The sequence below is a fragment of the Streptomyces sp. NPDC050439 genome (assembly GCF_040655335.1).
Lineage (GTDB): Bacteria > Actinomycetota > Actinomycetes > Streptomycetales > Streptomycetaceae > Streptomyces.
Map to the genome: position 1 here is coordinate 122416 of NZ_JBFAJT010000007.1, position 13121 is coordinate 135536.

Annotated in this window: 9 protein-coding genes; 5 read left to right on the forward strand and 4 right to left on the reverse strand. The window is 72.1% G+C overall.

What is annotated here, in order from left to right:
- Positions 1 to 94 precede the first annotated feature (94 nt).
- Positions 95 to 1486, forward strand: coding sequence for an MFS transporter (locus AB0I66_RS28350; protein ID WP_363210781.1), 1392 nt, complete (start codon positions 95 to 97; stop codon positions 1484 to 1486).
- Between the two features lie 12 nt (positions 1487 to 1498).
- Here AB0I66_RS28350 and AB0I66_RS28355 read toward each other — a convergent pair whose 3' ends face one another.
- Genes AB0I66_RS28355 through hmgA form a run of 3 tightly spaced genes read right to left on the reverse strand, consistent with a single transcriptional unit; the run spans position 1499 to position 4853 of the window.
- Positions 1499 to 2707: a type ISP restriction/modification enzyme gene (locus AB0I66_RS28355; protein ID WP_363210782.1), complete on the reverse strand. Its 1209-nt coding sequence runs from the start codon at positions 2705 to 2707 to the stop codon at positions 1499 to 1501.
- 15 nt (positions 2708 to 2722) lie between these two features.
- Entirely contained in the window at positions 2723 to 3472 is a 750-nt protein-coding gene (locus AB0I66_RS28360) for a GntR family transcriptional regulator (protein ID WP_363210783.1), read from the reverse strand.
- 34 nt (positions 3473 to 3506) lie between these two features.
- On the reverse strand, positions 3507 to 4853 hold the full coding sequence (gene hmgA / locus AB0I66_RS28365; protein WP_363210784.1) for a homogentisate 1,2-dioxygenase: 1347 nt from the start codon (positions 4851 to 4853) through the stop codon (positions 3507 to 3509).
- A 101-nt stretch (positions 4854 to 4954) separates the two neighbouring features.
- On the opposite strand from hmgA, the gene AB0I66_RS28370 reads away from it, so the two are divergent.
- The 4 genes from AB0I66_RS28370 to AB0I66_RS28385 all read left to right on the forward strand — a co-directional run bounded on the left by AB0I66_RS28370 (position 4955) and on the right by AB0I66_RS28385 (position 10762).
- Complete coding sequence (locus AB0I66_RS28370; protein ID WP_363210785.1) at positions 4955 to 5587, forward strand: TetR/AcrR family transcriptional regulator; 633 nt, start codon at positions 4955 to 4957, stop codon at positions 5585 to 5587.
- Between the two features lie 90 nt (positions 5588 to 5677).
- Positions 5678 to 7951, forward strand: coding sequence for a molybdopterin-dependent oxidoreductase (locus AB0I66_RS28375; RefSeq protein ID WP_363210786.1), 2274 nt, complete (start codon positions 5678 to 5680; stop codon positions 7949 to 7951).
- 121 nt (positions 7952 to 8072) lie between these two features.
- Positions 8073 to 9503 (forward strand): citrate:proton symporter, encoded by a 1431-nt coding sequence (locus tag AB0I66_RS28380; RefSeq protein WP_363210787.1) that lies wholly within the window; start codon positions 8073 to 8075, stop codon positions 9501 to 9503.
- A 14-nt stretch (positions 9504 to 9517) separates the two neighbouring features.
- Positions 9518 to 10762, forward strand: coding sequence for an MFS transporter (locus AB0I66_RS28385; protein ID WP_363210788.1), 1245 nt, complete (start codon positions 9518 to 9520; stop codon positions 10760 to 10762).
- A 136-nt stretch (positions 10763 to 10898) separates the two neighbouring features.
- On the opposite strand, the gene AB0I66_RS28390 is transcribed toward AB0I66_RS28385, so the two are convergent.
- Positions 10899 to 13121, reverse strand: coding sequence for a glycoside hydrolase family 3 N-terminal domain-containing protein (locus tag AB0I66_RS28390; RefSeq protein ID WP_363210789.1), 2223 nt, complete (start codon positions 13119 to 13121; stop codon positions 10899 to 10901).

A 13121-nucleotide genomic window follows, 5' to 3' on the forward strand; every position in this document is an offset into this window, starting at 1 on the left:
ACCATGACCGGGTGATGACTGGGGCGGGCCTTGTCGGTCACCCCAGTCGTGCGACAGAGGCGCCGCACGCGCCCCGGTTCCTAGCGTCGACCCCATGACGCACGCGACCCGTGACACCCCGCCCCCTGCCGACACCGCCCCCACCACGACCCGCTGGACGCCGGTCGCCGTCATGGCGCTCGCCATGCTGATGGTCACCCTGGAGCTGAGCCTCTCCTCCGTGACGCTGCCGGCGATCGGCGCCGACCTCGGTGTCGGTACCTCCGCGACCCAGTGGGTGCTCCTCGCCTACGCCCTGCCGACGGCCGCCCTCGCGATCCCCGCCGGGCGGTGGGCCGACCGCGTCGACCTCCGCGCGGTGTTCCTCTTCTCCGTCCCGGCCATCGGCCTCACCAGCGTCCTCGCGGCCGCCGCGCCCAACCTCCCCGTGCTGCTTGCCGCCCGCGTCCTCCAGGGCGTCGCGGGCGCGCTGGCCGTCGCGGTCTACCTGCCGGTCGTCGCCGCCGTCGTACGACCGGAGCAGCGGGGCCGTGCGATGGGCTACATCGCCACGATCATGCCGATCGGCTCGATGGGCGGCTCGTCCCTCGGTGGGATCGTCGCGGACGCGTACGGCTGGCGGCCCGTGATGCTGATGAAGGTGCCGGTCCTGATCCTCGTGATCTGGCTGGGGGCGCGGCACATACCCTCCACCGGCGGCGGGCTCTCCCGGCCCGACCGGTCCCTGGTGGGAGACGGCCTGGTCCTGGGCGGATCGGTGACCGCGCTCCTGGTCGCCTTCGACCGGGTGGAGGCCGGACAGCCGGTCGTCGCGGGGCTGTTCGCGGTGGCCGCGGCCGCCCTCGCGCTGTGGTGGACGCGGCTGCGCTCGGCGCGCCCGGTGATCGGTCTGCTGCGGCGCAGGGCCATCGGGCTTCCGGTCCTCTCGCTCCTGCTGACCGGCACGTTCGTGGGGCTCTCCTACTTCCTGCTGCCGTTCTACGTCGCCGACGTCCTGCACGGGAGCGCCGCCATGACCGGCCTCGCGATGGTCTTCTTCATCGGCGCGGTGGCCGCGGTCTCGCCGCTCAGCGGGCAGCTCGCCGACCGGCTGCCCGGCAGAATCCTCGGGGCCGCGGGACTGCTCCTGGTCATCGGCGGCCTGCTGAGCATGCTGACGCTCGGGCCCGGCTCCGGGCTGTTCGACATCGGCTGGCGGCTGGCCGTGATCGGCGTGGGACAGGCGCTGTTCGGCACCCCGGTGAACGCCTCGATCCTGGCCGCCGCACCCGCCGGCCTGGTGGGCACGAGCGGCGGCGTCGGCAACACGTTCCGCACCCTCGGCTTCACCGTCGGCCCGGCGGCAGCGGCCCTCGCGTACGGCCTGGGCGGCGGAGGGGCGGACGGCTTCCGGGCCGGGGTCGTCACGCTGACCCTGCTGCAGGTGGCCGGCCTGGGGGCGTTGCTCGCCTCCGGCGCAGGCTCCCGCAACGCTCGGGCCACGTGACCCCGGGCAGCTTCAGATGAGGGCGAACTGGCCGCCCGGCCCTTCCTCGTGATGATCGAGGACCGATGCCGGGCGGCGGGCGGCGTCGGGGACGGGGAGTACGCCGGCCCGGTGCAGTGCGTCCGCGGAGATGCCGGGGCCGGCCGACTCGAGCGCACGGGTCAGTTCGTCCTGAAGGGGGCGGAGTTCCGCGAGCAGTGCGAGTGCCGTGATCAGCTCAAGGAGCTCGGACGTCCAGGTCTGGGGCCACTCCTTCGGACGGATCGCCTCCAGGGAGCCCGCCTCACCCGTCTCCGTACGCCGCGCGAACCACAGCTCAAGGACACGCACCCCGCTCACCTCGAAGTCCCACGCCTCCCGTGGCACCGGCGAGATGCGGCCCGCGTCCACGCACAGGGCCTCCTCGTCGGCGTCGTACGCGACCTCGGCGGGGCGGGCGGGCAGGGGCGCCCGCACGTAGGGCCGCCGGCCACCGGGAAGCTTCGGTCGCGCGCCGTCACCGCGGGCCTGGAGCGCGAGCATGCGGCGCCCCAGCTCCGTGCCCCGCGCCCAGAGTTCGACGTCGGACGTCAGCGGCACCCGGCAGCCGGCCGGGGATGCCTGCGCGACGGCCAGCGTCCAGGCGAGGAGGTCACCGGCGCCGATGTCCGTGCCGAGTGACGTGGAGAGGTGGGCGAGGAGGCCCGGCGCCGCATTGGGTTCGTCGCCGCCGGGGCGGCGGAACAGTGGCCGGATGCGCCCCGGCCGCCCGGCGGGGGAGCGTCCGTCGGGCAGTACGGCGGAGGCGAGGACCGCGGGGCCCGTGGAACCGGCGACGTGCCCCTGCTCGACGAGAAAGAGCTGGCCCTCGCCCGCGACCCGCCACAGCTCCGGGCGCGCGGCGTCGATGAGCCGGTGGTCCGGGATCAGCCACTGCTCGTCGAAGGGGCCGTGCAGGACCCGCACCGGCTCGGGGCAGGGGCCGGACTCCGCGGCCAGCGGGACGGTGCCGCCCGGGTGGCCCGGGAGTTGGGCGACCGCGGTGTGCAGGGTGCGCGAGCGCGAGGGGGAGAGGAGCTTGTCGCGTTCCGCCGTGTCCGCCCGCACGAACGCGGCCCAACGGGCTTTGAGGGATGCGGCGTCCGGTCCCATCGGCCACCCGCGGCCCGGCCGGAGCGGTGCGACGGACCACGGCATGAGGTCCGCGAGCAGCGGCGCTTCGTCGTGCGTCACGCCCGGCATCGTACGTCGAGACCCTTACGTCGCGTCGAGGGTGACCGTGAAGGAGAAGCGGTCCCCGCGGTAGTGGATGCGCGCCACGTCCAGGGCGCGGCCGTCCTCGTCGTACGTGATGCCGGTGTAGTGCAGGATCGGGCTGAGCAGCGGCACTTCGAGGAGGCGGGCCGTCTCCGGGTCGGCGAGCGTGGCCTCGACGGTGTCCGTGATGCGGCTGATGCGGACGCCCACGACGTCGCGCAGGACCTTGGTCATGGGCCAGCGCGTCAGGTCGTCGAGGTCGACACGGTCCGCGAGTTCGGGACGTATGTAGTTATGGGCGTGATTGGTCGGTTCGCCCGTCTTCTCGTCGCTGCGCAGCCGGTGGTACGTCGCCACCTCGGTCAGGTCGGGGAAGTGCTCCGAGAGTTCGCCGGAGACCGGTGACGTGCCGTGCGCGAGCAGCTGCGTGCTCATGCCCGACTGCTGGGCCACGATCGCGTCGACCGAGCCGAGCAGCCGGACCGGTGAGCCGCGCTGGGCGCTGGGCTCGATGAACGTGCCGCGCCGCCGGTGCCGGGTGATCAGGCCCTCGTCCTCCAGCTCCTTGAGCGCCTGGCGCATGGTCAGGACGCTCACGCCGTAGTGCCCCGCCAGCTGCTCCTCGGTGGGCAGCCGGAGCGGGGCATCGGGCGTTCGGCCGAGTATCGAGGCGCGCAGCGACTGCGACACCTGATACCAGAGCGGCAGCTTGCGATTCAGGACGATCGAGTCCGGGGCGAAAGCGGTCACGGTCTCTCCGAATCAGTTGCCGACCAGGTGCCGATCAGTTTCGAAAATGGCGCTCCAGACCCTCCCACACATCGTCGTATCCGCGCTGCAGATGGGCGGCCTGAGCTGCCTGTTCGGTCGCCGTCACCGGCCAGCGCGTCTCGAACATGAAGGCAAGTCCGTCGTCGATCTTCTGCGGCTTCAGCTCGGCGGCCGAGGCCTTCTCGAAGGTGTCGCGGTCGGGGCCGTGCGCCGACATCATGTTGTGCAGGGAGCCGCCGCCGGGCACGAAACCTTCCGCCTTCGCGTCGTACGCGCCCTCGATCAGGCCCATGTACTCGCTCATCACGTTCCGGTGGAAGTACGGCGGCCGGAAGGTGTTCTCGCCGACCAGCCAGCGCGGCGCGAAGACCACGAAGTCGACGCCCGCCAGGCCCGGGGTGTCGGACGGCGAGGTGAGGACCGTGAAGATCGACGGGTCCGGGTGGTCGTAGCTGATGGTGCCGATGACGTTGAAGCGACGCAGGTCGTACACGTACGGCACGTGGTTGCCGTGCCAGGCGACGACGTCGAGCGGCGAGTGGTCGTAGGTCGCCTGCCACAGGTTGCCGCAGAACTTGTTCACGACCTCCACCGGGCGGTCCGCGTCCTCGTACGCGGCGACCGGGGCCCTGAAGTCCCTTGCGTTCGCGAGGCCGTTCGCGCCGATCGGGCCCAGGTCGGGGAGCTGGAAGGCCGCCCCGTAGTTCTCACAGACGTAGCCGCGCGCCGTCCCGTCGAGCAGTTCCACGCGAAAGCGCACCCCGCGCGGGATGAGCGCCACCTCGCCCGGCTCGGTGCGCAGCAGGCCGAACTCGGTGCGAAGGAGCAGGCCGCCCTGCTCGGGTACGACGAGGAGTTCGCCGTCCGAGTCGCTGAACACCCGGTCCCGCATGGAGGAGTTGGCGTGGTAGAGGTGCACGGCCATGCCGGTGCGCTGGGTGGCGTCTCCGTTGCCGCCCAGCGTCCACAGGCCCGCGAGGAAGTCCGTGCCCGGGGCGGGCTCGGGGAGCGGGTTCCAGCGCAGCCGGTTGGGGTCGGGCGTCTCGGTGAAGGGCGCCGTCCGCAAGGCACCGTTGTCCACGCGGGTGAAGGCGGGGTGCGCGGCCGAGGGGCGGATGCGATAGAGCCAGGAGCGGCGGTTGTGCGCGCGGGGCTCGGTGAAGGCGGTGCCGCTCAGCTGCTCCGCGTACAGGCCGAGGGGAGCGCGCTGGGGCGAGTTCCGGCCGTGCGGCAGGGCGCCGGGCACCGCTTCGGAGCTGTGTTCGTTGCCGAAGCCGGAGAGGTACGTCAGTGCCTCGGCCGTCTTGCGCGGGTCGTTCCCGTCCCCACGGCTGGCGTCGCTGGTGTGTTCCCGGCTCATCATCGCTCCCTCGTCAACGATTCCTATGGGACACCGTAGGATTCGCGTTTTCCTTCCGCAAGGGGATCCAAGGATGTGAACATTGCTCTACTCTCCCGGGGATGCCCCACCGTGATCAGCCAAAGCCCCCGCCGCCCCCGAAGACCCTGCGCCGCGTGCCCGTGCAGGAGCGCAGCGCCGAGCGTCTGACCCGCATCCTCGACGCCTGCGCCGAACTGCTCGACGAGGTCGGCTACGAGGACCTGAGCACCCGCGCCGTCGCCGCCCGGGCGGGCGTCCCGATCGGCTCGGTCTACCGCTTCTTCGGCAACAAGCGCGCCATGGCCGACGCCCTGGCCCACCGCAACCTCGACGCCTACGGAGAGCGCGTGGCGGCGCGCATGGCCGGGGTGGAGCGCGGTGACTGGCGCGGCGCCGTCGACGCGGCCTTCGACGAGTACCTCGCCATGATGCGCAGCGTCCCGGGCTTCGGCCTGGTCGACTTCGGCATCCCCTCGGCCCCCGGCGCGATGCCCGACGCCAATTCGGACGTCGCCGAGCGGGTGGCGGGACTGCTCGCCGAACACATCGGCCGGCCGCTGGACAAGAAGCTGCGCCGCACGGTGCTCGTCGGCGTCGAGGCGGTGGACGCCGTCCTGCAACTGGCCTTCCGTGCGCACCCGTCGGGCGATCCCGACCTGATCGACGAGACGCGGACCCTGCTGCACTCGTACTTCGCGGGTTCACTGGACTGAACCCGTTCCCCGCAGGGGCCTGACGCCATGCATACCGGTCGGTATGGTGAGAGCGCACGTGCGCCGTAGCCGCCGCCCTGGAGGGTCTCCATGCCCAGCACAGCCCTGCGTATCTGCCCCCTCTGCGAAGCCACCTGCGGGCTCACGCTCACCATCGAAGGACCCCCTGACGGCGCCGGCGCCGCGCGGGTGACCGGAGCGCGCGGAGACCGGGACGATGTGTTCAGCCACGGCTTCATCTGCCCCAAAGGCGCCTCCTTCGGAGAGGCCGACTCGGACCCCGACCGCCTGACGGGCCCCCTCGTACGCAAGGACGGCGTACTGCGGGAGGCAAGCTGGGACGAGGCGTTCGACGCCGTCGCCGCCGGGCTTCGCCCCCTGATCGAGCGGTACGGGCCGCAGGCGGTCGGCGTGGTGCTCGGCAACCCGAACGTGCACACCATGGCCGGCGGCCTCTACCCGCCCGTGCTGCTCGGCGCGCTCGGCACCCGCAACATCTTCACCGCGAGCACCGTCGACCAGATGCCCAAGCACGTCTCCAGCGGACTCCTCTTCGGCGACGCGTTCGCCATCCCCGTGCCCGACCTGGACCGCACCGACCATCTGCTCCTGCTCGGCGCCAACCCCCTGGACTCCAACGGGAGCCTGTGCACCGCCCCCGACTTCCCGGGCAAGCTGAAGGCGCTGCGCGCGCGAGGCGGCACGCTCACCGTCGTCGACCCCCGCCGCACCCGCACCGCCAAGCTCGCCGACCGGCACCTGGCGATCCGGCCCGGCACGGACGCGCTGTTGCTCGCGGCCATGGTCCAGGTGCTCTTCGAGGAGAAACTCACCGACCTCGGGGTGCTCGAAGACCAGGTGGAGGGCGTCGAGGAGGTACGCGAGGCCGTGGGCCACCTCACCCCCGACGTCGTCTCCGCGGCCTGCGACGTGCCCGCCGACACCATCCGCACCCTCGCCCGCGACCTGGCCGCCGCGCCCACCGCCGCCGTCTACGCCCGCGTCGGCGCCAGCACCGTCGCCTACGGCACGCTCACCAACTGGCTGGTCGACGTCCTGAACGTGCTGACCGGCAACCTCGACCGGCCCGGCGGCGCCCTCTTCCCGCTCTCGGCCACCGACCGCGCACCCCGCCCGGCGGGCCCCGGCAAGGGCTTCGCGCTCGGCCGCTGGCACAGCCGCGTGAGCGGGCACCCCGAGGCCAAGGGCGAACTGCCGATCGCCGCGCTCGCCGAGGAGATCGACACCCCCGGTGACGAGGCGATCCGCGCGGTCGTCGCCGTCGCGGCCAACCCCGTCCTCTCGGCCCCCGACGGCGACCGGCTCGACAAGGCCCTGGCCTCACTCGACTTCATGGTCAGCGTCGACCCGTACCTGAACGAGACCTCCTGCCACGCCCACGTGGTGCTGCCGCCGCCCCCGCCCTCCCGGAGCCCGCACTTCGACTTCGCCTTCAACGGATTCGCCGTACGCAACCAGGTCCGTTACACCCGCGCCGCGCTGCCCCTGGCTGACGGCCGGATGGCGGAGACCGAGATCCTGGCCCGGCTCGTGCTCGCCGCCGGGGGGATGCACGGCGCCGATCCGGCGGCCGTCGACGCGATGGTCGTCGACAAGGCGCTCGGCAAGGCCGTCACCGAGCCGCACTCCGCCGTGCACGGCCGTGACCCCGGGGAACTGTCCGCCCTCCTCACCGGCGAGAGCGGCCCCGAGCGGCGGCTCGACCTGATGCTGCGCCTGGGCCCCTACGGCGACGGATTCGGCGCCCGCGAGGACGGGCTGACCTTGGAACGGCTCCTCGCCCACCCGCACGGCATCGACCTCGGACCCCTGGAGTCCCGCCTCCCGCAGGTCCTCAGGACCCGCAGCGGCCGGGTGGAGCTCTTCCCCGCCCCGATCGCGGACGACCTGCCGCGCCTGACGAACGCGCTGCGCGCCGCCCCGGACGAGCTCGTCCTGGTGGGCCGCCGCCACCTGCGCTCCAACAACAGCTGGATGCACAACGTGCGCACCCTCACCGGCGGCTCCAACCGCTGCACCCTGCACGTCCACCCCGACGACGCGGCCCGCGTCGGCCTGGAGAACGGCGGACACGCGCGCGTGGAGGCCACCGGCGGCTCGCTCACCGTGCCCGTGGAGGTGACGGACGCCGTGCGCCCCGGAGTGGTCAGCCTGCCGCACGGCTGGGGCCACGACCGCCCCGGCACCCGCCTGGCCGTCGCCGCCGAGAACCCGGGGGCCAATGTGAACCAGCTCCTGGACGGCACCCTCCTCGACCCGCTCTCCGGGACGTCCGTGCTCAACGGCTTCCCGGTGTCCGTCACTGCCCTCGTATCGGAAACAGTTCCGGCAGCAAGTCGTTGACCTGGAGTTTTGCGCTTATTGCTCACACGTCAACATCTTGTTAACGGATCGAGACGGGTCCTAACGTCAACCGGACCGCCAGACCTGGTGGGAGTTCGATGGTGAACGTTAGGTAGCCCCCATGCTGACAATCCTCGGATTCGTCATGATCGCCACCTTCCTGGTGCTGATCATGATGAAGAAGATGTCGCCGATCGCGGCACTGGTGCTGATCCCCGCGCTCTTCTGCGTGTTCGTAGGAAAGGGAGCCCATCTCGGGGACTACGTCCTCGAAGGCGTCGGGAATCTGGCGCCCACGGCGGCCATGCTCATGTTCGCCATCGTGTACTTCGGCGTCATGATCGACGTCGGCCTGTTCGACCCGATCGTCCGGGGCATCCTGCGCTTCTGCAAGGCGGACCCGGTACGCATCGTGGTCGGCACCGCGCTGCTCGCCGCGATCGTCTCGCTCGACGGCGACGGCTCGACGACCTTCATGATCACGGTCTCGGCGATGTATCCGCTCTACAAACGCCTCAAGATGAGCCTCGTCGTCATGACGGGTGTCGCGGCCACCGCCAACGGCGTCATGAACACCCTGCCGTGGGGCGGCCCGACGGCCCGCGCCGCGACCGCCCTCAAGGTCGACGCCGCGGACATCTTCGTGCCGATGATCCCGGCGCTCGCCATGGGCCTCGTCTGCGTCTTCCTCCTCGCCTACGCACTGGGCCTGCGGGAGCGCAAGCGGCTCGGGATGCTCTCCCTGGACGAGGTCCTGGAGAAGGAGACGGCGGACGAGACGGTCCTGGTGGGTGCCGGTGGCGGCACCGGCGGGCGCACCTCGCTCACGAAGAAGACCACCGGGGGAGCGGGCTCCGGCACGGACGCGGACGCCGCGGAGTCCACCGACGACGCCGACGAGGACGACGGCTTCCAGGGGCTCGACCCGAACCGCTCCACCCTGCGCCCCAAGCTCTACTGGTTCAACGCCGGTCTCACCGTGGTCCTGCTCACGGCCATGATCATGGAGTGGCTGCCGATCCCGGTCCTCTTCCTGCTCGGCGCCGCGCTCGCCCTGACGGTCAACTTCCCGCACATGCCCGACCAGAAGGCCCGTATCGGCGCCCACGCCGAGAACGTCCTCAACGTCACCGGCATGGTCTTCGCGGCCGCCGTCTTCACCGGCGTCCTCCAGGGCACCGGCATGGTCGACAGCATGGCCAAATGGCTCGTCGACGCGATCCCGGAGGGCATGGGCCCGCAGATGGGCCTGGTCACCGGCCTCCTGTCCCTGCCGCTCACCTACTTCATGTCGAACGACGGCTTCTACTTCGGCGTCCTGCCGGTCCTCGCCGAGGCCGGCCAGGCACACGGCGTCGGCACCCTGGAGATCGCCCGCGCCTCCATCGCGGGCCAGGCCCTGCACATGTCGAGCCCGCTGGTGCCCGCCGTGTACGTCCTCGTCGGCATGGCGAAGGTCGAGTTCGGCGACCACACCAAGTTCACCGTCAAATGGGCCGTTCTCACCTCTCTCGTGGTGCTCGGCTCCGGCATCCTCTTCGGCATCATCTGATGCCATTGACACCGGTGACACTGTCGACACCGGGCCGGGCCTGGTTGCTGCGCCTCGTCATCGCCTTCGCCTTCGCGCAGGGGGCGGTGTCGATGGCGCGTCCGGCCGTCTCCTACCGGGCGCTCTCCCTCGGCGCCGACGAGCGGGCGATCGGCGTCATCGCCGGTGTGTACGCCCTGCTCCCGCTCTTCGCCGCCGTACCGCTCGGGCGCAGGACCGACCACGGGCGGTGCGCGCCGCTCCTTCCGATCGGCGTCGTGCTGATCGCCGGAGGGTGTGCGCTCAGCGGTACGGCGGGCTCGCTCGGCCCGCTGGCCGCCTGGAGCGGTGTGATGGGGCTCGGTCACCTGTGCTTCGTGATCGGCGCCCAGTCGATCGTGGCCCGGCAGTCCGCCCCCGACGAACAGGACCGCAACTTCGGGCACTTCACGATCGGTGCCTCGCTGGGGCAGCTGATCGGGCCGATCGCGGCGGGGTCCCTGATCGGCGGGGACATGGGGCGTACGAGTGCGTTCGCCCTCTTGGTGTCGGGTGGGGTCGCGGCGGTCTCGCTCACCTCGCTGTGGCGCATCGAGCACGTCCGTTCCGGCGGGGGCTCGCCGAAGCGGGGGGACAAGGTCCCGGTGTTCGGCATCCTGCGTGCCCGCGGTGTCCCCGCGGGGATCTTCATCAGCCTCGCGGTGCTCTCCGCCACGGACATCCTCACGGCTTACCTGCCGGTGGTCGGCGAGCACCGGGGCATCGCGCCCGCGACGGTCGGCGTGCTCCTCTCGCTGCGGGCCGCCGCGACGATCGCCTGCCGCCTCGTGATGACGCCGCTGATCAATCTGCTCGGGCGTACGGCGCTGATCGTGGTCACGTGTCTGCTGGCCGCCCTGCTGTGTGCGGGGGTTGCGCTGCCGGTGCCTGTGTGGGGGCTCGCGGTGATGCTGGTGCTGCTGGGCTTCTGTCTCGGGGTCGGGCAGCCGCTGTCGATGACGACGGTGGTGCAGGCTGCTCCTGAGGGGGCGCGGTCCACTGCGTTGGCCTTGCGGCTTACGGGGAATCGGCTCGGTCAGGTTGCTGCCCCCGCGGGGGCGGGGCTGATTGCCGGGGTGGCGGGGGTGGCGGCGCCGTTCGTGATGCTCGGGGGGCTCTTGCTGGTGGCGGCAGGGCTGGGGCTGAGGCGTAACCCTGCGGGGCCCTCCCCAATCCCACCCCTTCCCGAAACTGGGGGCTCCGCCCCCAGACCCCCGCTCCTCAAACGCCGGAGGGGCTGAAAGACAGCGCGCGGGCGGGTATTTCAGCCCGTCCGGCGTTTGAGGACGAACTCGGCGGAGCCGGTGATTGGCGGCCACCGTGCGGCAGGGCCGCTACGCGGAGCCGGTGATTGGCGGCCACCGTGCGGCAGGGCCGCTACTTCACCCGCACCTCGCACCGCATGCGCCGCTCATGGCCCACCATCCGCTCCGGGCCCGTCAGGGTCAGCGGCAGCCGGTGGTGGGTCCTCGCGCTGGAGGGGCCGAAGCGGAGTTCCAGGGCGCCCGGGTCCACGATCCGGTGGCCCTCGGGGCCCGTGTACGACGCCAGGTCGGCGTGGAACGTGGCCTCGACCTCCGCGGACTCACCCGGCGAAAGCGGCACGCGGGCGTAACCGATCAGGCGGGTCACCGGGCGCGCCACCCGGCCCACGGGATCGTGGAGGTAGAGCTGGACCACCTCCGTGCCGGAAACGGCCCCCGTGTTGGTGACCGTCAGCCGCAGCGTCACCTCACCGTCCGTGGGCAGCTCGGCGGGAACGGGGGACACCTCCCACCCGAAGGTGGTGTACGAGAGGCCGTGCCCGAAGGGATACAGCGGCGTCGGATCGAGGTTGCTCGCCTCGCCGCGATGGCCCAGCGGGGGAGCCAGGTACGTCCAGGGCTGGCCCGACGGATCGCGGGGCACGCTGACCGGGAGGCGGCCCGACGGGTTCACCCGGCCCGAAAGGACCCCCGCCACCGCACCCCCGCCCTCCTCACCGGGGAAGAACGCCTGCACCACCCCCGCGAGGCCGTCCGCCCAGCGCCCGAGCGCGTACGGGCGGCCGGAGAGCAGGACCAGGATCGGGGGCGTTCCCGCCGTGAGTGTCTCGTCCAGCAACTCACCCTGCCTGTCCGGTAGTTCCAGGTCCGTCGCGTCACAACCCTCTCCCGACGTGCCCCGTCCGAAAAGCCCCGAGCGGTCACCCACCACCGCCACGCAGACCTCCGCGTCGGCCGGGTCGTCGACGAACACCGCCTCCGGGAACTCCGCCCGCAGCGCCTGGAGCAATGTCGGAACCGCGACGCCCATCGGCAACTCCGGGTGCTCCACGCCCACATGGCGCGGGAAGGTGTAGCAGCCGAGCATCGCCGCCGGGTCGTCGGCGAGCGGGCCCACCACGGCGATACGTGTGCGCGGGCGGAGAGGGAGGGTCCCGCCCGGGTTGGCGAGCAGGACCACCGACTCCTCGGCCAACTCGCGCGCCAGCAGCCGCATCTGGGGCGGGTCCAGGTCCAGCGGCCCCGCGGGGGGAGCCGGCGTCCAGCCCGGGTCGAGCAGGCCCAGCTCGCACTTCTGGGTCAGTACGCGAAGCGCGGCGCGGTCCACCGCGTCCCGCGGGGCGGCGGTTCCCGCGCCGAAGCACCGTACCGCCGGGAGTTCCACGTCCACGCCCGCCGCCAGGGCCAGCGCTGCCGCCCCAGCCCTGGAGTCGGTCACCCCGTGGGCCGACTCCAGGAAGGACACCCCGAAGTAGTCCGAGACGACCGTGCCGGTGAAACCCCAGTCCTCGCGCAGGAGTTGCGTGAGCAGCGCCCGGTGGGCGTGGGCCGGGAGCCCGTCCAGGTCGTTGTACGCGGGCATCACCGAGCGGGCGCCCCCGTCACGTATCGCCATCTCGAAGGGAGGGAGTACGACGTCCGCCAGTTCGCGCGGGCCGATGGACACCGGCGCGTGATTGCGGGCCCCGCGCGAGGCTCCGTAGCCCGCGAAGTGTTTGAGGGTGGCGACGATCCCGGTCGACTGGAGGCCCTGGACGTACGCCGTGCCGATGGTCGCCACCAGATACGGGTCCTCGCCGATCGACTCCTCCGTGCGGCCCCAGCGCGGGTCGCGCACGACGTCCAGGACCGGGGCGAGCCCCTGGTGGACGCCGACCGCGCGCATGGACGTACCGATGGACTCGGCCATCCTGCCGACCAGTTCAGGGTCGAAGGACGCGCCCCAGGCGAGCGGTGTCGGGAAGATGGCCGCCTGCCAGGCCGTGAAGCCGGTGAGGCACTCCTCGTGCGCGACGGCGGGAAGGCTGAAGCGGTTCGCGGCGCGGACCCGCTCCTGGAGGGCTGCGAGCCGCGCCGCGCCCTCGGCGGGTTCCACCGGGGCCGTGCCGAAGGGGCGCGTCACTTGGCCGAGGCCGTGGGGGAGCAGCGCCTGAAGGTCGACGCGTTCGGCCACCTCGTGTTGCAGGGGTGCCACGTCGGCGCTCTCCTCCTGGGCGTCCGAGCCGGGCCAGACGCTGTAGAGCTGGGCGAGCCGCTCCTCCGCCGTCATCCGGGCGAGCAGGTCCGCGGCCCGCTCGGAAGCGGGCAGCGTGGTGTCCTGCCAGGGGTGGACCAT